The sequence below is a fragment of the Delftia sp. 60 genome, assembly GCF_002754395.1.
In the GTDB taxonomy this organism is placed as follows: domain Bacteria; phylum Pseudomonadota; class Gammaproteobacteria; order Burkholderiales; family Burkholderiaceae_C; genus Comamonas; species Comamonas acidovorans.
The window spans coordinates 265,359-287,600 of record NZ_PEFD01000001.1 but is presented as its reverse complement, the minus strand read 5'-3'; the positions used below and the strand labels follow the sequence as shown (position 1 = coordinate 287,600).

Sequence of the window (22,242 nt, the reverse complement as noted above, 5' to 3'; positions counted from 1 at the left end):
GATAGCCGCCTCAGCCCATGAACCACACAGAAACCCCCTCCCCCAGCCCCATCCACACCACGGCCACCCAGACCGCAGGAGCGCTGGGCCATCTGCGCGTGCTCGACCTCTCGCGCGTGCTGGCCGGCCCCTGGTGCACCCAGAACCTGGCCGACATGGGGGCCGACGTGATCAAGATCGAAAAGCCCGGCGAGGGCGACGACACGCGCCACTGGGGCCCGCCCTTCTTTCCCGATGCGCAAGGCAATCCCTCGGACAACGCCGTGTACTTCGCGGCCTGCAACCGCAACAAGCGATCGGTCACCGTGGACATGGCCACGGCCGAGGGCCAGCAGCTGATCCGCGAGCTGGCCATGCAAAGCGATGTGGTGGTGGAGAACTTCAAGACCGGAGGCCTCAAGCGCTACGGCCTGGACTACGCCTCGCTGAGCGCGCTGAACCCGCGCCTGATCTACTGCTCGGTCACGGGCTTCGGACAGACCGGGCCCTATGCGCCGCGCGCCGGCTACGACCTGCTGGTGCAGGCCATGAGCGGCCTCATGAGCATCACGGGCCGCGCCGACAGCGAGCCCGGCGGCGGCCCGCTGCGCGTGGGCGTGGCCGTGATCGACCTGTTCACCGGCATGTATGCGACCACGGCCATCCTGGGCGCCGTGGAGGCGCGCCACCACACGGGGCGGGGCCAGCACATCGACATGGCCTTGCTGGACGTGGCCATGGCCGTGCTGGCCAACCAGGGCGCGGGCTTCCTGAACACCGGCCATGTGCCGGGCCGCCAGGGCAACACCCACCCCAGCGTCGTGCCCTACCAGGACTTCCCCACGGCCGACGGCCGCATGCTGCTGGCCATCGGCAACGACGGCCAGTTCGCGCGCTTTTGCGGGGCGGCCGGCGTGGACTGGGCGCGCGACGAGCGCTTTGCCACCAATGCCGGCCGCGTCATCCACCGCGACGCGCTGATCCCGCTGATGGCCGAACTCACGCGCGGCCGGCCCACGGCCGAGTGGATCGCGCTGCTGGAGGACAAGGCCGTGCCCTGCGGCCCCATCAACCACATCGGCCAGGCCTTCGACGATGCCCAGGTGCGCGCGCGCGGCCTGCGCGTGGAGCAGGAGCGCTATCCGGGCGCCACGCCGCCTGCGGGCGAGACCATCAACCGCGTGGTGACCACGGCCAGCCCGCTGCGCCTGTCGGACACGCCCACCACGCTGCGCCATGCGCCGCCCGCCCTGGGCCAGCACACGGACGAGGTGCTGCGCGAGCGCCTGGGCCTGGACGCACAGCAGCTGCAGGCCCTGCGCGGCAAGGGCGTGGTCTGAGCGACTGGCGACAGACGCCGGTCGCCTTGATGCGCTGAAGTTTCCGATGCCCTGAAACCGGCCATCCGCAGACGCGGATGGCTTGGCTGCGGGCCTGCAAACGGCTTTTAGGACACGTCCTATCCAAAATCAGATGGCGGGCATCCTCATCCTCAGACGGTGCGGAAATAATTCCCACCACAGATGCAGATAGCCACTTTTTCCCTGTCCGAAGTCCCTAGGACAACTACCCGCAATGCCCGCCCCCAGCGCGCGGCAGCCGTCGCCGAACGCCTGGCTGCAGCGGGTACCCGCTTGCCAAACGGTGCAGGCGGATGGTTCGCAATCCTCTGCATCTTCCCCGCTGCTGCGGCATGCCCGCGAAGCGCCCGCCGCAGCGCAGGCGCACGGACAGGGCCTGCGCCATGAGGCCCCGCATCAAGGGCCGCATCTGCCGGACCTCGGGCTGGTTCCCCCCTGAGCGGGCACTGCGGCCCTCGTTTTCTCTTTCGCTGATACCCGTTCCACCTTGCTCTGCACGGCAGGCAAGGTGCGCCCTGCTGCACGCCTTTTTCCCCCTTGCCGTTCAAGGGACACGCCTACAGGACTTCGCCATGCAAGCCTTTCGCAATCTCAAGATCTCCTCCAAGCTGCTGCTGGCCTTCGTGGCCGTCCTGGCGCTGACCACCTTCGTGGGCCTCTATGCCGTGCTGCAGCTCAGCCGGATCAACCAGGCGTCCATCGATATCGCCACGCGCTGGATGCCTTCATCACGCATGTTGCTCGACATCCGCGCCACCACGGCCCGCTACCGCGTCAACGAGCTGCAGTACCTGATATCCACCAGCGAGCAGGACATCGGTGCCTTCGACAGGATCATGGGCGAGCTGTGGAAGAAGACCCAGACCAGCTACGACAACTACGCCAGCTTCATCAGCTCCGCGCCGGAGAAGGCCGCCTACGACGAACTGGGCCGGCTGCGCAACGAGTACGCCAAGGAGCACGCCATGGTCATGGCCCTGGCGCGCAATGACCGCAAGGACGAAGCCCTGGTGCTGGCCCAGGGCGAATCGCTGGAGCTGAGCCGACGCCTGTATGACCAGATCGACCGCATGGTGCAGATCGACCACGAAGGCGGACAGCAGGCCAACGACCACGCCAATGCCCTCTATCGCAGCGCACGCATCTGGGTGGTCGGCCTGCTGGGAGCCAGCATTTTGCTGGGGCTGGCCCTGGCGCTCACGCTGGCGCGCATCGTGGCGCGTCCGCTGAACGAGGCCCTGGGCGTGGCCCAGGCCGTGGCCGAAGGCGACCTGACGCGCCGCATCCAGGCCACCACCACCGACGAGACAGGCCAGCTGCTGCACGCACTGCACCGCATGGACCAGAGCCTCATCCACATCGTCCGGCAGGTGCGCAGTGGCACGGACTCGATCGCCACGGCCTCCAGCCAGATCGCCTCGGGCAACAACGATCTTTCGGTGCGCACCGAGCACCAGGCCAGCTCGCTGGAAGAAACCGCTGCCTCCATGGAGCAGCTCACCGTCACGGTGCGTCAGAACACCGACAACGCGCGCCAGGCCAACCAGCTGGCGGCCTCGGCCTCGGCCGTCGCCCAGCAAGGCGGCGAGGTGGTCTCCCAGGTGGTGGACACCATGGGCGCCATCCATGCCTCCTCGCGCAAGATCGCCGACATCATCGGCGTGATCGACGCCATCGCCTTTCAGACCAACATCCTCGCGCTCAACGCGGCCGTGGAAGCCGCGCGTGCCGGCGAGCAGGGCCGGGGCTTTGCCGTCGTTGCAGCCGAAGTGCGCGCCCTGGCGCGGCGCTGCGCCGATGCGGCCAAGGAGATCAAGCTGCTCATCGAGGACTCCAACGGCAAGGTCAGCACCGGATCGGCCCTGGTGGCGCAGGCCGGGCAGACCATGCAGAACATCGTCAGCAGCGTGCGCAACGTGACCGACATCATGGGAGAGATCACGGCCGCCAGCGTCGAGCAGACGGCGGGCCTGGAGCAGATCAACCAGGCCATCTCGCAGATGGACCAGGTCACCCAGCAGAATGCCGCCCTGGTCGAGGAAGCCGCCGCCGCCGCCCAGTCCCTGCAGGAGCAGGCCTATGGCCTGCAGCAGGCCGTGAGCGTCTTCAAGCTGGAGCAAGGCCTGGAACTCACCGCCCTGCCCGCAACCCCTCAGCCCATGCCGGCTCCAGGCCTGGCAAGGATCACCAGCGCTGCCCAGTCAGGCCGCTGGGAAGCGCATTGATCAGAAGGAATGGGCCATGCCCACGCCGAAAGCGGTGCGCGAGCTCTGGTTCTCGTAGCGCTGGTGTCCCAGGCTGGTGTAGAGCATGGTGCGCTTGGACAGCGCGTACTCGGCGCCCAGCGACAGCATGTTGTTGGTATCGCGGTCCAGCCGCTGGCGTGCATAGCTGGCCTTGAGCGTGGTCGCCCCGATGCCGTAGGTGGCGCCCAGCGAGACCATGCGCGACTTGTCGGGCCCCGTGCCGGGCGTGCCCGACTTGCTGCGGTCATAGGCCAGCATCACCGCTGCCGTGCCGATGCGGTACTTGCCGCCCATGTACAGGTCGGTGTCGCCGCTGCCGTTGCGCTCGTGCGCCAGCATGGCCGCCACCGCGCCCTGGTCGTAGTTGACCGACACCGAGCGCGCACGGCCCTGGCGGCCCGGCGCCTCGGTGCGCTCGGGCGAGGCGCTCAGGTGCAGCGAAAATCCGCCGAACTTGGGCGAGTCGTAGAACACGCCGTTGGACATGCGGCCGTACTCGGGCGAGCCGTTGTTGCTGGCGCGGTCGGTCGGCGTCAGGTAGTGGGCCATGTGCCAGGCCGGCGAGGCGATGCGGTTGAAGTTGCCCCAGGGATCGAACTGCCACTCCTGGCTCCACATGGCGCTGAGCGCGCGGCCCAGGCGCAGATGGCCCCAGCTGCCCTGCAGGCCCACGGTGGACTCGTCATGCCAGAAGGGCTTCTTCGGATAGTCCTCGGTCAGGCCCGTGTCCAGGTCGAAGCGCGTGCTCAGCCGGAAGGTGGCCTTCAGGCCACCGCCCAGGTCCTCGAAACCGGCAATCGCCAGGTTGCTGCGCTGAATCGTGCCCAGCTTGCTGGTCTTGTCGAAATCCCGGAACACGCCAGCGTCGAGATAACCGCTGATGGTGACGTTGGAGCCTGTGGCAGATGACTGGGCAGCCACCGGCAGGGCAGCCGCAACGGCGAGAGAAGCAAGGGTCAAGCGGGAGGTACAACGCATCCTGAACGGGTTCCTGGAAATGAAAGATGGCACAACACCGGCGCGGCCCGGGGGCATGCGCAAACGGCGACGGGGGTTGCCACGACAGAGGTGGCTGGAAGGTGCGCGGCGGGCTGGTGGCTTGCAGCGACTTGGAGGCAGCCAGGATGCAGATCGCAGCATGATCGCTGCACATTCATTACACATCCCGGCCAAAGACGTCATCCGCGCAGATGGCGAACGACAGCCGGCATTATGAAAGCTGGGGCCGGCGATGACCACGCCACCGTCAGGCCCGGTCAGTTTCGTAGCGTGGCGGCCCCGGGCCGGGGCCAGGTCGTCAGCGGCTGCGCTCGGTGCGCGAAACGTCCCAGAGACGGTTCATCTCGCTGCAAAAAGGCTGGGCGCAGGGCGCGCGGCCCTCGTACTGGCAGCCTTCGGTGGTGCAGAAATGCGACTGGTGCTCGAAGGCGCGGCGCTCGCGCGGCAAGGCGCCCGAGGCCTGGGCCGCCGCCATGTGCAGCCAGGGATCGTTGCGCTGCTGCAGCATCTGCTGCACCTCCTGCGCAAGCGCAGGCGAAAGCGAAGCCACCGAGGCCAGGCCGGCCGGCGACGCCATGGCGCCGCCCGCCTGGCGCAGCGGCTGCAGCTCCAGCAGCAGCAGGGCGCTGGTGCGCAGCGCATCGGCGCCACGCGGCTGCACCACCACGGCCACCGGCCCCGAGGCCAGCGATTGCAGCGAGGCATCCAGCGGCAGGCGCAGGCCCGGCTCCGTGGCCTGCGCGCCCGCCAAGGGCAGCGCGGCGCCCGCAGGCAGGGCCGCCGCCGCCGTGAAAGGGGCCGCACCCGGCGCGGAAGCCGATGCGGCCGCCAGCGCCATGGCCGCGCCCTGCGCCTGGGCCCAGGCCTGGGGCACCTGCAGGCTCAGCGTGAAGCCGCGCTCGCCCTGGGGCGTCAGCAGCGTGCCCTGCTGCACCCACCAGCTTTGCAGCGCGGGCAGGGTCTGGGTTGCGCCGCCTGCAACACCTCCAGGCGCGCTGGCACCGGCCTGCGGCGCCAGCCCCGATCCGGCCAGCAGCGCATCCACCACCTTGGCCTTGGCGGTTGCCACGGCCAGCGTCACTGCGGCAGCAGCGGGCTGCAGGGAGGCTGCGGCCTGCAATGCAGGCGAGGAAGATGCCGCCTGCGGCGCGGCGCCGGCCTGGGCAGAGGCCGATGTCCCCGTCTGCGGACTCTGGGATGGCTGCGCTTGCCCTCCGGCCGGCGCTGCACCAGCTGTCGTGCCGGCGGCCAGCGCCTGCAGCAACGCGGCCGATCCGGGCTGGGCCGCGAGCAACTGCAGGGCCTGGCCCTGCTGGGTACCTACTTGGGCCAGCAAGGCCTCCAGCAGCCGCCCCAGCGCCTCGGACACGCCGCTGGCCGGCCACTGCGGCGCGGGCGCGCCGGGGCTGGACTGGACCTGGCGCGCCAGCTGGGCCACCAATTGCTCGAAGGCCTGCAGGCGCAGGCTTTGCAGCATCTCGGGCGACCAGCGCACGGCCGTGGCCGCTGGCGGCGTGACGGGAATGGAGGGTGACGCGGGGGAAGCGGGTGACGCGGGGGAAGCCGGCGCCAACGCAGCGGACGGAGCCTGTGGCGCCACCGGCGCGCCAGCGGCCGGGCCGGAGACAGGCGCCGCCACTGGCAGCGGCAGCCCTGCGGCTGGGGACGGGACGGGCGGCAGCGGCGAACTCATGTCAGAGGCTCCGCCCGGGCCATCAGGCCGATTCCGGGTAGAACAGGCGGCGCGTGGGCGTGCTGCCCACGGCCTTGGCGATGGCGCCGATGTGGTCCGGCGTGGTGCCGCAGCAGCCGCCCACGATGTTGACCAGGCCTTCGGACGCGAATTCGTGCACCAGGCGGCTGGTGACTTCGGGCGTCTCGTCGAAGCCCGTGTCGCTCATGGGATTGGGCAGGCCGGCGTTGGGGTAGCAGCTGATGAAGGTCTCGGGCGCGGCCTTGTTCAGTTCCTGGACGTAGGGGCGCATCAGCGCCGCGCCCAGCGCGCAGTTCAGGCCGATGGACAGCGGGTTGGCATGGCGCACGCTGTGCCAGAAGGCCGTCACCGTCTGGCCCGACAGGATGCGGCCCGAGGCATCGGTCACCGTGCCGCTGATCATGATGGGCAGGCATTCGCCGCTTTGCTCGAAGGCCTCGTCCACCGCGAACAGCGCGGCCTTGGCGTTGAGCGTGTCGAAGATGGTCTCGACCAGGATGACGTCGGAGCCGCCCTCGATCAGCGCCAGCGTCTGCTCCAGGTAGGCCTGGCGCAGCTGCTCGAAATTCACGTTGCGCGCGCCCGGATCGTTCACGTCGGGGCTGATGCTGGCCGTCTTGGGCGTGGGGCCCAGGGCGCCGGCCACGTAGCGCGGATGGCCGGGCGTGCTGTACTTGTCGCAGGCCGCGCGGGCCAGTTGGGCGCTCTTGAGATTCATCTCGCGCGCCAGATCGGCCATGTGGTAGTCGTCCTGCGCAATCGTGGTCGCGCCGAAGGTGTTGGTCTCGATCAGGTCGGCGCCGGCGGCCAGGTACTTCTCATGGATGTCGCGGATCACGTCGGGGCGGGTGAGCGACAGCAGCTCGTTGTTGCCCTTGACGTCATGCGGGAAGTCCTTGAAGCGGTCGCCCACGCTGCCGGGGCCCGTGTAGCCCTGGCCCCGGTACTGGGCCTCTCCCAGCTTGAAGCGCTGGATCATGGTGCCCATGGCGCCGTCAAGAATGACGAGGCGCTTGGCAAGAATGGCGGGAAGCTCTTTGGCGCGGGTGTACTGGGGCAGGCTCATGGGCAGCGATTGTAGGAACTCCGGGGCGGCCGTGCCGGGCACGAGGATTCCCCCAGAAAAACTGTCTGCGCCCCAAACAAGAGGCGCGACCTATGAAACTAGCGCACCCCCACGCCAGAGACACCGAGGAAGGGCCTATGCCGGCCGCGCCGCCCCGCACCGAGGGTGTCGTCCCCCTCCCGCGTAGCGAGAGAGGGGGAAGCGGCGCAGCCGCTCAGGGGGTGCTAACCATTTCAGGTGCAGACAGAGACGACTTGAGCCGGCTGGCGGCTCAGGCTCACATACACATGGCCCACGCCGCTGTCGAAATATGCGGCCTCGTGGCGGCCCAGCTCCACCGATTCGCCGTTCTCGAACAGGATGCGCACCCGGCCCGAGAGCACCATCACGAACTCCTGGCCCGCATGGCGGATGGTCTCCGAGAATTCGCCGGCCTCGCGCGCATTGATCACGGCCACCAGGGGCTGCATCTTCTTGCCCGGGAAGGCGCCGCACAGCACGCTGTAGAGGTACTGGTCGGTCTCGTAGCGCTGCACGTCCTCGAAGCAGTCCTTGACCACGGTGGGCGTGTCGCCGGCCGCCTGCTGGGCGTCACCGACCATGAACAGCCGTGTCATGTCGATGTCCAGCGCATTGCCCAGCATGAGCACCTTCTCGTAACTCAGCGCGATCTGGCCGCGCTCGGCCTTGGAGATGGTGGACACGGCCAGCCCGCTGCTTTCGGCCACCTGCTGCAGCGTCAGGCCGCGCTCCTTGCGCGCCTTGCGCAGCTTGGCGCCCACTTCGTGCTTGCCCGCAGGCATGGCGGCGGCCGTGCGGGCGCCCGGCAGCACGGCGGCGAGGACCTGGTCCGGCGTGGGGAGAGTGCTGGACCTGGGGCTGGACCTGGGGCTGGATCTGGTGCGGGGGCTGGGCATGAAGCGGGCGATCGGGGCTGGCGACCGCCCGATTCTAGGGTCAGGCCCGGCCGTCAGGCGCCGCGCAGGCCGGCCCCGGGCGCCTGCCTGCGGCCCATGCGCAGCCAGCCCACCAGCGCGCAGGCCATGAGGGCGAAGCCGATGTAGCCATAGACCGGGTAGACCATGCCCACCAGCGTGATGAAGCCCGCGAAGCTGCCGCCCAGGGCCAGCACGCCCGCCACGCCCGTGCCCCAGCGAAAACGCGGCGTGCCGGCCGGCAGGATGCGGGCCACGAAGGCATAGAGCATGCCCACGGCCGTGTTGAGGATCATGCCGAAGATGACCAGCGACATCAGGTGCCCCAGCCAGGGCGAGATCTGCGTGGCCAGCGACAGCATGGGCATGGACAGGCCGCCCAGCGTGTCCATGCGCCAGTACATCGCGGCCGCGATCATCAGCATCAGCAGGCCCAGCAGCAGCCCGCCCGCCACGCCGCCCCACAGCGCCACGCGGCGCGAGCTGGCCTGCCCGCCCATGATCACCAGGAAGGGCATGCCCGCCACCACGTTGTAGGAGACATAGAGCAGCGCCGCCACCAGCCAGTGGCCGGCGCCCCGGGGCTGGGAGGCGGCGGCGGCCTCCAGTGCGGCCATGTCGCCGTGGGGCGTCAGCAGCACGTAACCGGCGACCACCACGGTCATGAACACCAGCAGCGGCGTGACGGCGCCGATGAAGGCGATCACCCGGCCCACGTCCAGGCAGACGATGAGCACCGTGGCGACGGTGGCCAGCACGCTGCCCCAGACCTCGGGCAGGCCCAGCCACTGGTGCAGCAGCGAGCCTGCGCCCGCCAGCATGACCACGGTGATGGCAAACAGGAAGAAGGTGATCAGCACATCGAACACCATGCCCACATGCCGGCCCAGCAGGGCCTGCACCACCTCCTTGTGCGAGCCGGCCTGCAGGCGCTGGCCCATGGTGGAGAACGCCATGGACAGGAAGACGAAGGCCAGGGCCGCCACCAGGCAGCCTGCCAGGCCGATGGCGCCAAAGCCCGCGAAGAACTGCAATATCTCCTGCCCCGAGGCGAAGCCCGCCCCGACGATGACGCCGACGAAGGCGCCGGCAATCCTGCTCACTTCCTTGAATGCACCCATGCCTGTCTCCTTGGATTGTTGTGTGTTGCGGGGGCTGAAAAGGTGAAAAAGGGATGACGGGTCAGGCCGCGAAGCGCGCCGGACTCAGCCGCAGGGCATCGACGCCCTGCGCCAGCAGCTCGGCGGGCAGCGGCTCGCGCATCAGCAGTGCGGCCGCGGCGGCCGAGGCGCCGGCCGCCGTCTGTATGCCGTAGCCGCCCTGCCCGGCCAGCCAGAAAAATCCCTCGCGCTGCGCATCCCAGCCGATCACGAAGTCGTCGTCGGGCGCAAAGCTGCGCAGCCCGGCCCAGACATGGCGCGGCCGGCGTATGCGCAGGCGGGTCAGTGTCTCGATGCGGTCTATGCCCATGGCCACGTCCAGCTCCTCGGCCACCACGTCGTGCGGCGGCACGGGATCGGCATTGGCGGGCGAGCCCAGCAGCTGGCCTGCATCGGGCTTGAAGTAGAAGCTCTCGTCCACGCCGATCACGGCAGGCCAGCCGTGGATGTCCTCGCCCTCGGGTGCGGCAAAGGTGAAGGCCGAGCGGCGCCGGGGCTCGATGCCCAGCGGCCGCGCGCCGCACAGCCGGGCCACGGCATCGGCCCAGGCGCCTGCGGCATTGACCACGGCGCGGGCGCGGACCTGCGACCCGTCCTGCAGCACCAGGGTCCACAGGCCCTGGCCATCACCATCCACCTCACGCTCGGCGCCGGACAGTTCGGCGCCGCAGCGCAGCCGCGCACCGGCACGCGCCATGCCGCGCAGAAAGCCCTGGTGCAGTTCGGCCACGTCGATGTCCATGGCGTCCAGGTCATGCACGGCGCCCACGAGCAGGCTCTCCTGCAGGCAGGGCACCAGGGCGCAGGCCTGGCGCGCGTCGATGCGCTCGGCGCGCAGGCCGTCACGGCGGTACATGGCCAGGGCCTCGTCCAGCTGGGGTTCCTGGCCGGCCGTTCCTATGTAGAGCACGCTGCGCGGCTGCAGCAGCGCGTGCTCGCAAAAACCTTCGGGCGGCGCGCTGTAGAAGCCACGGCTGGCGCGTGTCAGCGCGCGTATCTGCGCGGTGCCGTAGCTCTCCATGAACATGGCGGCCGAGCGGCCCGTGGCGTGGTATCCGGGCTGCGGCTCGCGTTCCAGCACCACCACCGAGGCGCCACCCCCGGCCAGCCGCCAGGCCACCGAGGCGCCGGCCATGCCGGCACCGATCACGGCGAAATCCAGAACCTGGCTTTCCATCATCCATCGCTCCATTTTTTTCCAATGAGAAAATTATCCGATAAGAAAAAATGAGGCAAGCCCCTGGTCCTCGTGGTTTTCACCGGGTACGCAGCACAAGAAAAAAGGGACGGCGCCTGGCCGTCCCTTGTGGCAGTGCGCGCCGCACGCTCAGGCCGGCGGCAGCTTTCCGTCCCAGCCACCGGCCAGGGCCTGGTACAGCGCCACGGCGGCGCGCAGGCCGCGCGCACGGCTGTCGGCAGCCGCGTCCTGGGCCGCATACAGGTCGCGCTGCGCATCCAGCACTTCGTACAGGCCCACGCTGCCCAGCTGGTAGCGGCGCTGCGCCAGTTGCTCGGCACGCTGGCGCTGCTCGGCGGCCTGCGCCAGGTGGGCGTCTTCGCTGCGCGTGCGCTGCAGGCGCACCAGGGCGTTCTCCGTGTCCTCCAGCGCCAGCAGCACGGTCTGCTGGTACTGGGCCAGCGCGGCCTGGGCGCCGGCCTCGCTGGCCGCGATGCGCGCCCGCACGCGGCCCACGTCGAGAAAGGACCAGTCCACGCCCAGGAACACGCTGCTGCGGGCGCTGGCGCCCTCGAACAGCGAGCCGCCGTGCAACGCCGTGCTGCCCAGCAGCCCGCCCAGCGACAGGCGCGGGAACAGGTCGGCCGTGGCCACGCCGATGCGTGCCGTGGCCGCATGCAGCCGTGCCTCGGCCACGGCCACGTCCGGGCGCCGGCGCAGCAGGCCGGCCGGCGTGCCGGGGTCGATGGCCGGCGGCAGCTGCGGCAGGGCGGCAGGCACATCCAGCGCGGCAATCAGCGCCTCGGGCACCTGGCCCGTGAGCACGGCCAGCCGGTGCTGCGCCATGGCGATCTGCGCCTGCAACGCGGGAATGCGCGAGCGCGTGGCCTCCAGCTGGGCCTGGGCGCGCGCCAGGTCGAACTCGGTGCCGCTGCCGTGCGCCAGGCGCAGCTGCACCAGGCGCAGCGTGTCCTGCTGGTTGGCCGCGTTGGCCTGCGCCAAGGCCAGGCGCTGCTGCCAGCCGCGCAGGTCGGCGTAGCTGCCCGCCACCTGGGCCGCAATGGCCACCTGCAGGGCCGCAAGGTCGGCCGCATCGGCGCGCAGGTCGGCATGCCGCGCCTCGATGCCGCGCCGCACGCGGCCGAACACGTCGATCTCCCAGCTGGCGGCCAATCCGGCCGTGTAGCTGCGCTGGCTGCGCGGGCCATAGAAAGCCTCGCTCTCGCTGAGCTTTTGCTGCGTGGCCCGGCCCGACATCGTGACCGTTGGCAGCTGGTCGAAGCGGCTTTCGCGCAGCAGCGCCTGGGCACCGTCCAGCCGCGCCAGCACCACCTGCAGGTCCTGGTTGTCGCCCAGCGCGCGCTCCACCAGCTGCGTCAGCTGCGGGTCCTGGAACTGGCGCCAGAAGGCGGCGTCAGGCTCGGCCTGGGGGGTGGCCGGTGCAGGCTCGGCCCGCGCGAACTGCGCTGCGGCCCGCGGCGCCGCAGGCGCCTTGAAGTCAGGGCCGACCGCGCAGCCGCCCACCAGGGCGGCGGATGCCAGCGCCAGCGCGTGGCGGCTCAGGGACTTGCGTATCTCAGGCATGTGGGGACTCCAGGGAGACGGGCTGGGCAGGCCCGGTGGAATGCGCAGGCGCATGCCCCGTCAGCGCGCGGCCCGAAAGCCGGCGCAGCGTGACGTAGAACACCGGCGTGAGGAACAGGCCGAACAGGGTCACGCCCAGCATTCCCGAGAACACGGTCACGCCCGTGGCCGCGCGCACCTCGCTGCCCGCGCCGCCACCGATGAGCAGGGGCACGGCCCCGGCGATGAAGGCGATCGAGGTCATGACGATGGGCCGCAGCCGCAGGCGGCAGGCCTGCAGCGCGGCATCGACGATGCCCACGCCGCGCAGCTCCAGCTCGCGCGCGAACTCCACGATCAGGATGGCGTTCTTGCAGGCCAGCCCCATCAGCACCACCAGCCCCACCTGCACGAAGACGTTGTTGTCGCCGCCGGCCAGCCAGACGCCGAACAGCGCCGCGCAGATGCACACGGGCACGATGAGGATGACGGCCAGCGGCAGTGTCCAGCTTTCGTAGAGCGCGGCCAGCACCAGGAAGACCAGCATCACGGCAATGGCGAAGACCACGGCCGCCGCATTGCTCTGCTCCACCTGCTGGTAGCTGAGGTCGGTCCAGGCCAGCTCGATGCCGCGCGGCAGCGTGCGCTGCGCGATCTCCTGGAGCTTGGCCAGCACCTCGCCCGAGGACAGCACGCGCGGGTCGGAGTCGCCGATCAGATCGGCCGCCGGGAAGCCGTTGTAGCGCAGCACCGGGTCGGGGCCGAAGCTGGGCACCACGGTGACCATGGAGCCTATGGGCACCATCTCGCCGCGCGCATTGCGCGTGCGCAGACTGGCGATGTCCTCCACGGTCTGGCGGTGGTCCGCGTCGGCCTGCAGCATCACGCGCCAGACGCGGCCGAAGGCGTTGAAGTCGTTGACGTAGACCGATCCCAGGTAGGCCTGCAGCGTCTGGAACAGGTCGGTCAGCGCCACGCCCTGGGCCTTGGCCTTGGTGCGGTCCACCTTGACTTCCAGCTGCGGGATGTTGGACTGGTAGCTGCTGACCGGGTAGGTCATGCCCGGCGTTTTGGCGATCTCGGCCTGGAAGGCCTGCAGCGCCTGCTGCAGCGCCGCGTAGCCCAGGCCCGCGCGGTCCTGCAGGAACAGCGAGTAGCCCGAGCCGTTGCCCAGGCCCTGGATGGGCGGGGGCATCAGCGCATAGGCGAAGCCGCCCTCGATCTGCGAGAACTTCGCGCCCAGCTCGGCATTGATGGCCTCGGCGCTGCGCGTGCGCTCGCCGAAGGGCTTGAGCATGATGTAGGCGCTGGTCAGGTTGGGCGTGGTCGTGGACTGCAGCGCGTTGAAGCCCGCGAAGGCGGCGACCATGTCCACGCCTTCCACGCTTTTGGCGGCATCGACCATCTGGCGCGTGACCGCATCCGTGCGGTTCAGCGAAGCCCCCTCGGGCAGCTTGGCGCCGCCGAACAGGTACAGCTTGTCCTGCAGCGGGATGAAGCCGCCCGGCACGGCCTGGAACAGCACGGCCGTGCCCGCCAGCAGCGCCGCATAGACCGCGAACACCAGGCCCCGGCGGCGCAGCGAATGCCCCACAGAGTTCTGGTAGCCGTGGGCGCTGCGGTCGAAGAAGCGGTTGAAGGGCCGGAAGAGCCAGCCCAGGCTGCGGTCCAGCCCGCGCGCCAGCGGATCGCGCGGCGCGCCGCGCGGCTGCAGCAGCTTGGCCGCCAGCGCGGGCGACAGCGTCAGCGAGTTGATGGCCGAGATCACCGTGGAGATGGCAATCGTCACGGCGAACTGCTTGTAGAACTGACCCGTCACGCCGCTGAGAAAGGCCATGGGCACGAAGACCGCGCACAGCACCAGGGCGATGGCGATGATGGGGCCCGAGACCTCCTTCATCGCCAGGTGGGCCGCCTCCAGGGGCGTGTGCCCTTCCTCGATGTAGCGCTCCACGTTCTCCACCACCACGATGGCGTCGTCCACCACGATGCCGATGGCCAGCACCAGGCCGAACAGGGTCAGCGTGTTGATGGAGTAGCCCAGCAGGTACAGCCCCGCGAAGGTGCCGACAATGGACACGGGCACGGCCAGCAGCGGGATGATGGAGGCGCGCCAGGTCTGCAGGAAGACGATGACCACCAGCACCACGAGGATGACGGCCTCGATCAGCGTGCTCTGCACCGCCTTGATGGAGTCGCGCACGAAGACCGTGGGGTCCCAGACCGTCTCGAAGGCCACGCCCTCGGGCAGGTCCTGGGACAGCTTGTCCATGGCCGCGTAGACCTGCTCGGCCACGCCCAGCGCATTGGCGCCCGGCGACAGGAAGATGCCGACGGCCGCCATGTTCTTCTTGTCGCTCCACGAGCGCAGCGTGTAGTCGCTGGCGCCCAGCTCGATGCGCGCCACGTCGGCCAGGCGCACGACCTGGCCGTCCGCGCCGCCCTTGAGCACGATGCTGCCGAATTCCTCGGGCGTCTTCAGCCGCCCGCGCACGTTGATGGACAGCAGCTTGTCCGCGCTCTGCGGACTGGGCTGCGCGCCCAATTGCCCGGCCGAGACCTGGATGTTCTGCTCGCGGATGGCGGCAATCACCTCGGGCGCCGTGAGCTGGCGCGCGGCCACCTTGTCCGGGTCCAGCCACACGCGCATGGCGTAGTCGCCCGCGCCGTAGATGCCCACATCGCCAATGCCCGGAATGCGTGCCAGCACGTCCTTGATCTTGAGCGTGACGTAGTTGCGCAGGTACAGCGCGTCATGCTGGCCGTCCTGCGACACCAGGCCCACGTACATCAGCGGCGTGGACGACTGCTTTTGCGTGGTCACGCCGAACTGGCGCACCTCCTCGGGCAGACGGCTCTGGGCCTGGCTGACGCGGTTTTGCACGCGCACGGCGGCCGTGTCGGGGTCGACGTCGGGGCGGAAGGTGGAGACCACCTGCAGGCTGCCGTCGGACGCCGCGACCGACTTCATGTACATCAGGCCTTCGACGCCGTTGATGGCCTCCTCCAGCGGCACGGCCACCGACTCGGCGACCTCCTTGGGATTGGCGCCCGGATAGGTGGCGCGCACCACCACGCTGGGCGGCACGACCTCGGGATACTCGCCCACGGGCAGCTGCGGAATCGCGACCAGCCCCACGGCGAACAGGATGATGGAGAGCACGACCGCGAAGATCGGCCGGTCTATGAAGAATTTGGAGAAGTCCATGGTGCTTCCCGGTTCACTGCGCGGCCACGGCGGGCGCCTTGGCCACCGCCGCCTGCCCATCGCCGGGCGCAGGCTTGGGGCTGATGGGCATGCCGGGGTAGTAGATGCGCTGCAGGCCGCCGACCACGAGGTGGTCGCCCGCCGCCAGCCCCTTGTCCACCACGCGCCGGCCATCGACCATGCGGCCCAGCTCCAGGTCGCGGCGCTCGGCCTTGTTGCCCTCGCCCACCACATAGACGTACTTGCGGTCCTGGTCGGTGAGCACGGCCTTGTCGTCGATCAGCAGCGTCTGCCGCTCGCCGCCCACGCCCTGCGCGTCTTGCAGTTGCACGCGCGCGAACAGGCCCGGCGTCAGCAGGCGGTCGGGATTGGGCAGGCGGGCGCGCATGCGCACCGTGCCCGTGCCTGCGTTGAGCTGGTTGTCGGTGAAGTCCAGGCTGCCCGCATGCGGAAAGCCTTCGTCGCCAGCCAGCCCCACACGCACGGGCCGCTGCACGGCGGGCCGCCCCTTGGTGTCCTTGGCGGCCTGCTGCTGCCGCAGGAAGCTGTGCTCATCCGCATCGAAGTAGACATACACCGGGTCCTGCGAAACCACGGTGGTCAGCACGCTCTGGTCGGCCTGGGCCAGGTTGCCCACGGTGAGCAGGGCGCGGCCCGCGCGGCCGGAGACCGGCGCGCGCACCTCGGTGAAATCCAGGTTGAGCCGGGCTGCCGCCAGCGCGGCCTCGGCAGCGCGCACCTGGGCGGCGCTCTGGGCCAGGGCGCCGGCGCGCGTATCGGCCTCCTCGCGCGAGACGGCATGCTCGGCCACCAGCTGGCGGGCGCGCTGGTCCTGGGTGCGGGCCAGCGCGGCGCCTGCGCGCGTGCGCTCCAGCTCGGCCTCGGCGCTGGCCAGGGCGGCGCGGTAGGGCCGCTGGTCGATCACGAACAGCAACTGGCCCTTCTTCACCTCCTGCCCCTCGCTGAAGGCAATGCGCTCGATATAGCCCGACACGCGCGGGCGCAGTTGGACCGACTCCACGGCATCGATGCGGCCGTTGAACTCGTCCCAGACACGCACGCTGGCCGGCACGACCTCGCTCACCAGCACCTCGGGCGCAGGCGGCGGGCCGTCGCTGGCGTGGGCATCGCCCACGGCCTGCGGGCGGCAGCCGGCAAGCAGGGCCAGCGCCGCCAGGGCGCCTCCAAACAGGGCACGCCGCAACGGCGGCGGTGGAAGAACGGGCATGGATCGACTCTCCTTGAGGGGGATGGGCAAGGCCCTGCTGCCGGGGCTGCGGCGGGGCCGGAAAAAGGGGCGGGACCGCAGGCTCTGGAGGCCTTCCAGGCGGTTGCTCACAATGGGTTGCATTCTTCAAGTTCAAGTGAACTTGAAGTCAAGATCCGCGCGCAAAGACACCACGAAAATTGAGGACGGTTTGCCGGGGACATTGCTGGCCGGATCGGACAAGCGCAGCGGCAATTGACCAGGAACGACCTGAAAAGACCTGGACAGGCGCGCACAGACGGACACACGCGCGTTGCCGCACCTGCAGGACGCCACCACTACACTGCAAGGCCATCTGACCCAGGGTGGCGGCCAGGTTTCACCAGGAACCGCCAGGTACCGCCAAAAGCCGCCGACTACTGCCGACGAACGCCGACACCCTCCATGGAAAAGCACTGGATGCCTGCCGCATGAATCTGCTTGCTCACGCCACACTGTCCCGGCCACAGGGACGCAACGAACGCATCAGCACCGTGAGGGTGCTGGCCCTGGAGATGCCGGGCGGCGACACCACGGCCACCGCAGCGCGCCATGTCGTGACCTTGCAGGTCACGCAATTGAAGGCCGGCGTCGTCGCGCAGGTCGATGACAGCACGCTCACCCCCTTGCCCCAGGCGCTGGAGCCTGCACGCCAGCGCGCGCTGGCCTACCTGCGCCAGCGCCTGGGCGCGGGCGATGTGCTGCAGTCCCATGAGGGCTTTGCGGAGCTGGATGCTGAAGCAGGCCCGGCGCCCTCCCCCGACCCGGCCCCGGGACAGGCCACGGTGCCGCCAGGCCTGCCGGAGTCGGCCCTGCAGGCCGGCGCCATTTCCGCCCTGTGCAAACGCCTGGACGGCAGCGCCTGGCGGCTGATGCCCTCGGGCCAGCAGGCCCGGTTGGTGTGGCGGCTGGCCGAGTATGCGGACCCCGCGCGCGGCGGCGCCGCCCAGCGCCTGCTGCATGCCCAGGTTCCACGCCTGGTGGCGCTGCTGGGCACCGGGGACGATCTGCTCGACTACTGCCTGGCCTACCTCATCGGGCGCCTGGGCGATGGCGGCGCAGCGGTGGCCCTGCAGGCGCTCTCGCAACGCGGCACCAGCGAGGCCACGCGCGATCTGGCGCACCAGGCCTGGCTGGCCCTGCTCGCGCCGCAGGAACGCCAGGCGGCGCTGCAGGAGTACCAGGCGCAGTGGGCCGGGATCCCCCCGCAGGAAAACGGCCCGAAAGAGGACGGACCGCAGGCCGAACAGGCCTTCTTCCAGGCACTTGGGCCACAGGCGCTGCTGGCGGCCGATGCGCTGGGCGCGCACGACGGCGCCGTCCACCAGCAGCTGCTGGCCTGGATGGAGCGCATCCCCTTCACACGCGCCTGGTGGCCGGCCCTGCGGCGCATCCACAAGCGTGCCGAGTGGCGGCGCGACCACGCCCTGCTGGCCGTGCTGCATGCGCGCTTCGATGGCCCGCGCGACGAGGGTGCCGTCTTCAGCCGCGACACCTCGCTGTACCTGCGCCTGCGCGGCTGGCGCCAGCTGCGGCGCATGGCCTCGGCCGACCACAGCGAAAGCGCCGCCCATGCCGCAGCCCTGCTCCAGGCCATGGACCGCTGCTGCGCGGGCCTGCCTGCCTCGCGCTCCGGCCGCCTGCCCGAATCGCGCTGGCTGCTCGCCGCCCGGCTGCTGTTGCCGCGCTGGCCGCAACTGCATGCCTCGGCCCGCGCCCACACCTGGTACACCGACGAGCCGCTGGACCTGCAGCAGCTGCCCGCGCAGCGCGTGGAAGGGCTTTCGGCCATGTGGGACGCCCACCCCGGGCAACTGCTGCAACTGGTGGTCCGTTCGCAGTCCACGCTGCTGCTGTGGTCGCTCACGCGCGCCCTGCAGGACCAGAAGGCCTTTCTGGACGGCCTCGATGCAGCGGCCACCGCGCCGCTGCTGCAGAAAACCTATGCACCGGCGGCTGCGCTGGGCCTTCAGATCGCGCAGCAGCGCATGGTCTCGCTGACCGACGATGCGGCGCGCCGGCCCTGGCTGCTGGCGCTTGCGCAATGCGGCGACGGGCCTGCCGCCAGCTACCTGGGCGCCTGGCTGTCGCGTGACCGCGCAGGCGCCGCGCGCGATGCCGAACTGGTGGCCGCCCTGCTGCTGTCACCGGCCGCCAGCTCGCGCACCCAGGGCCTGGCCCTGCTGTTTTATGCCGATGGTGCAGCCGTGGCCCTGGCCTTGCTGGCGGCGCTGCCCACGCTGGACACCGAAAGCCCCGCGCTGGCCGATATCCGCGATGCCGTGCAGGCGCTGTTCGATGGCAACGGTCCGCTGGCCTCGCAGGCCGCCAGCGTCCCGGCCCCGCCGCTGCACCACCTGCTGGCGCACTCGGTGACGGCGCTGGTGGAGATGGCCACCGCCTGGCTGCTGGCACACCCGCAGGGCCTGCAGACCCTGCCCCCGGCGGCGTTGCGCGGGCTGCTGGAATCCGAGGAACCTGCGCGCATGGCCTGCGGCATACGGCTCATGGGCAGCCTGGCCGATGACCTGCTGTGCGAGCAGGCCGCCATGCTGGCCGAATTCGCCGTATCACCGCATGCCGCCTTGCGCGCAGCGGCAGCGCCCCTGGTCGAGCGCCTGGCCGGCACTCCCCTGTACAACACGCGCTGCAATGCCCAGATCGCCGAACGCCTGCACGAAGTGCTGTTCCGCGCGGAAAAGGCCGAAGGCGTCCACGACGCGGCGCTGCGGCTGCTCACCGGCCCGCTGGCCGCCGTGGCCCCGGCCCGCGATGCCTCGGGCATCTGGCGCGCCCTGCAGGCTCAGGCCAAGGGCGCACAGCGCTACGGCGCCTGGGGCCTGAAGGCGCTGGACCTGCAGGCCTACACGCTGCGCCAGTGGTCCACGCTGGCCCGGCATGCCGATGCCGACGTGCGCGCCTTGAGCCGCCAGAGCATCGATGCGCAGCTCACCCCCATGGACCGGACCCTGCCCGAGCAGGCCGAACAGCTGCTGCCGCTGGCCGACGCCCTGTTTTCCGACACGCAGCAGTACGCACGCGAGATGTTCGGCCAGCGGCTGCCGGACGGCGCCCTGTCGCCGCAGCTGCTGCTCGGCTGGGTCGATCACGCCCAGCCCTGGGTGCAGGCCCTGGGCCGCCAGCGGCTCGCGCAGCACATGAGCGCGCCCGAGGCCAGCCTCTTCCTCACGCGCCTGGCCCAGCACCCCGCCACCAGCGTGCAGCTGTTCGTCACGCAATGGCTGCTCGCCCTGCCCGACGAGCCCGCACCGCAGCGCGCGGCGCGCCTGCAGGAGCTGCAGCCCTACTTCCTGGCCGTGCTCAGCCAGGTGCACCGCGCGCGCGCCAGCAAGACGCGCGTGCTGCATTTCCTGCGCAGCCAGGTGCAGGCGCCCGAGACCGCCGCCGTGGTGGCGGCCATCTTTGCGCGGCAGGTGGTCAGCGCCAGCCATGCCGACCAGCCCGACTATGTGGCCGGGCTGCGCGACATCGTGCAGCGCCATCCCCAGCTGGCGCAAAGCTTCATGCAGCCCCTGGCGGCGGAGCGGCGCGGCCAGGCCCCGTCTTCAACCTGAGCGCCGCAACAAGGCACGGAGTCGATCGGACATGGAATTTCGCTATCAGTACTACGGCAGCACGCAGGTCAACGACACGGCGGCCGAGCAGGCCTTCTCCTTCGCGCCCGACCTGCTGCGCCCACCCACGCGCTTCGACGGCCTGCTCCGGCGCGACGGCCCGGCCTACCTGCAGGTGCGCGAAGGGCTGTCCGCGCTGCACAGCGTGGTGGTCAGCGACCTGCGCACGCGCGGCCGCGACAAGACGGCCTACCGCGAATGGCTGCAGGAGCACGAAGCGCAAATGCTGGCCACCTTCATGGCCGACACCGGCGGCGCCCAGGCGCGCGCCAAGGAAATCAGCGCCGAACTCAAGAACCTGCGCGAGACCCGCAACCAGGTGCTCTCCCCCTTCTACAAGGCCCAGCGCAAGTACTTCGACTGGCTGTTCGTGGCCAACCGCGATGCCTGGTATGTGCTCGACCCCGTGATCACCGTGCACCCGGACCGGCTGCTGTTCGAGGCCTTCAGCCAGGACGAGTCCAGCTACTGCGCGGTCAGCATCCGGCACGAGGCCTTCGAGCATGCGGGCGAGCGCATCTGCGGCACCACCAACATCGATTACTCGGCCAGCCTCTACGAAGAATTCCAGAAGATCCGCAACTACCGGGACACGCGGCTGACGCTGGACCCGGCAGGCTTTGCCGTGCAGGTGGGCGGCGACCCCGCGCTGCGCGAGGAAAAGATCGACCTGCCCGACAGCTGGCTGCGCGGCTTCGTGCAGGTCTCCAGCGCCATGGCCCTGCCTGCCACCGTGCTGGAGCTGCATCCCATGGACCTGTTCAACATCTGCGCGCGGCTGCGTGCCCGGCGCGAGCGCCACGGCCCGCGCGCGCTGCGCTTCGAGCTGGCGCCGGGACAGCCGCCCACCGTGGTGTTCGAGCCCTGGGAGGAGCGCCTGGCCACCCGGCGCTCGCACGTCGTCAGCGATGCCATGGGCGCGGGCGGCGGCACCATCCGCCTGTGGGGGCGCCGCCGCCTGCTCACGCTGGAACGGCTGATCTCCCAGGCCACGCGCGTGCGCGTGCACCTGCTGGGCAGCGGGATGCCCAGCTTCTGGGTGATCGAGCTGGGCCTGGTCACGGTCACGCTGGGCCTGTCGGGCTGGAGCGCCAACGACTGGGCCGCCAGCGCACGCTTTCACCTGATGGCGCCGCAGGCCGAGGTCACGCCCGCCCAGGTCGAGGCCGTGGGCCGGCAGCTGCAGTCGTGCTGGCAGGCCGGCGCGCAGGATCTGGCCCAGGCCACGGGCCTGTCCACGGCCCAGGTGCACACGGCCATGACACGCTGGATGCAGGCCGGGCGCGCGGTCTACGACCTGGACGCCGGGCGCTACGCCTGGCGCGAACTGCTGCGCGAGCCGCTGACGACGCAGCAATTGCAGCCCGCCAACCCCGAGGAGGACAAGGCGCTGGCCCTGGTGCGCGGCAAGGCCATTGCCCCGCCGCGCATCGACCGCAAGGACGGGTTCAGCCGCATCACCGGCCAGATCCCGCGTGCCGACGGCAAACGCCTGTTCGACACCCAGCTCGAACTCGATGCCGACGAGCGCCTGACCGATGCGCGCTGCAGCTGCAACCACTACCAGCAGTACCGGCTGCGCCAGGGGCCCTGCGAGCACATGATTGCGCTGCGCCTGGTGGCGCAGCCCCAGCTCGATGCCGCCCGCCAGCCGACCGGCCCGCAGATGAAGGCCGCAGGACAAGGAGAAATCGCGTGAACCGCTTCAATTGCTCTACACTGCCACGCGGAGCGACGCGCAGGCTCTTGCAATCCGGGTGGTGTTTCGCCACCCTTGTGAACTGCCGTTTCATGCACCACGGGCGCCGTTTTCACTGTGCCACCCCAGCGACGGTATGCGTTTTCCTGAGTGGCTTGCCACAAGCGAAACACGCATACCGTCGCGGGGTGGCGTCGAGCGAACAGCTCCCGTCCCGTGAGCCCTGCGGGCTCTTCGACGAGAAGCGCGTCGCT

Annotated in this window: 13 protein-coding genes; 4 read left to right on the top strand and 9 right to left on the bottom strand. The window is 70.2% G+C overall.

What is annotated here, in order from left to right; all coding sequences use genetic code 11:
- Window positions 1-17: 17 nt before the first annotated feature.
- Together CLV01_RS01240 and CLV01_RS01235 are read left to right on the top strand one after the other, a co-directional pair.
- Window positions 18-1,319 (top strand): CaiB/BaiF CoA transferase family protein, encoded by a 1,302-nt coding sequence (locus CLV01_RS01240; protein ID WP_099732545.1) that lies wholly within the window; start codon window positions 18-20, stop codon window positions 1,317-1,319.
- A gap of 593 nt (window positions 1,320-1,912) precedes the next feature.
- Complete coding sequence (locus CLV01_RS01235; RefSeq protein ID WP_071953894.1) at window positions 1,913-3,565, top strand: methyl-accepting chemotaxis protein; 1,653 nt, start codon at window positions 1,913-1,915, stop codon at window positions 3,563-3,565.
- Here the strand turns inward: CLV01_RS01235 and CLV01_RS01230 are convergent, their stop codons facing one another.
- From CLV01_RS01230 to CLV01_RS01190, 9 genes are all read right to left on the bottom strand, one after another.
- Window positions 3,566-4,564 carry a porin gene (locus CLV01_RS01230; RefSeq protein ID WP_012202110.1) on the bottom strand — a complete coding sequence of 333 codons (999 nt, stop codon included), beginning with the start codon at window positions 4,562-4,564 and terminating at the stop codon, window positions 3,566-3,568.
- Window positions 4,565-4,883: 319 nt separating this feature from the next.
- Window positions 4,884-6,278 carry a Fe-S oxidoreductase gene (locus CLV01_RS01225; protein WP_099732546.1) on the bottom strand — a complete coding sequence of 465 codons (1,395 nt, stop codon included), beginning with the start codon at window positions 6,276-6,278 and terminating at the stop codon, window positions 4,884-4,886.
- Window positions 6,279-6,300: 22 nt separating this feature from the next.
- Complete coding sequence (locus CLV01_RS01220) at window positions 6,301-7,365, bottom strand: homocysteine S-methyltransferase family protein (protein ID WP_034397648.1); 1,065 nt, start codon at window positions 7,363-7,365, stop codon at window positions 6,301-6,303.
- Window positions 7,366-7,598: 233 nt separating this feature from the next.
- Entirely contained in the window at window positions 7,599-8,282 is a 684-nt protein-coding gene (locus CLV01_RS01215) for a helix-turn-helix domain-containing protein (protein WP_012202107.1), read from the bottom strand.
- Between the two features lie 53 nt (window positions 8,283-8,335).
- On the bottom strand, window positions 8,336-9,421 hold the full coding sequence (locus CLV01_RS01210) for a YkvI family membrane protein (protein WP_012202106.1): 1,086 nt from the start codon (window positions 9,419-9,421) through the stop codon (window positions 8,336-8,338).
- A 61-nt stretch (window positions 9,422-9,482) separates the two neighbouring features.
- On the bottom strand, window positions 9,483-10,637 hold the full coding sequence (locus CLV01_RS01205; protein ID WP_180288347.1) for an NAD(P)/FAD-dependent oxidoreductase: 1,155 nt from the start codon (window positions 10,635-10,637) through the stop codon (window positions 9,483-9,485).
- Window positions 10,638-10,787: 150 nt separating this feature from the next.
- Window positions 10,788-12,221, bottom strand: coding sequence for an efflux transporter outer membrane subunit (locus CLV01_RS01200; RefSeq protein ID WP_099735018.1), 1,434 nt, complete (start codon window positions 12,219-12,221; stop codon window positions 10,788-10,790).
- On the bottom strand, window positions 12,214-15,408 hold the full coding sequence (locus CLV01_RS01195) for an efflux RND transporter permease subunit (protein ID WP_099732548.1): 3,195 nt from the start codon (window positions 15,406-15,408) through the stop codon (window positions 12,214-12,216). Before CLV01_RS01195 ends, CLV01_RS01200 begins: the two co-directional genes overlap by 8 nt.
- A 13-nt stretch (window positions 15,409-15,421) precedes the next feature.
- A complete protein-coding gene (locus tag CLV01_RS01190) occupies window positions 15,422-16,636 on the bottom strand; it encodes an efflux RND transporter periplasmic adaptor subunit (RefSeq protein ID WP_099732549.1) in 1,215 nt (404 codons plus the stop codon).
- 449 nt (window positions 16,637-17,085) lie between these two features.
- Between CLV01_RS01190 and CLV01_RS01185 the strand changes: the two genes are divergently transcribed.
- Together CLV01_RS01185 and CLV01_RS01180 are read left to right on the top strand one after the other, a co-directional pair.
- Entirely contained in the window at window positions 17,086-20,229 is a 3,144-nt protein-coding gene (locus CLV01_RS01185) for a hypothetical protein (protein ID WP_099732550.1), read from the top strand.
- 31 nt (window positions 20,230-20,260) lie between these two features.
- Entirely contained in the window at window positions 20,261-21,988 is a 1,728-nt protein-coding gene (locus tag CLV01_RS01180; RefSeq protein WP_099732551.1) for an SWIM zinc finger family protein, read from the top strand.
- Window positions 21,989-22,242 lie beyond the last annotated feature (254 nt).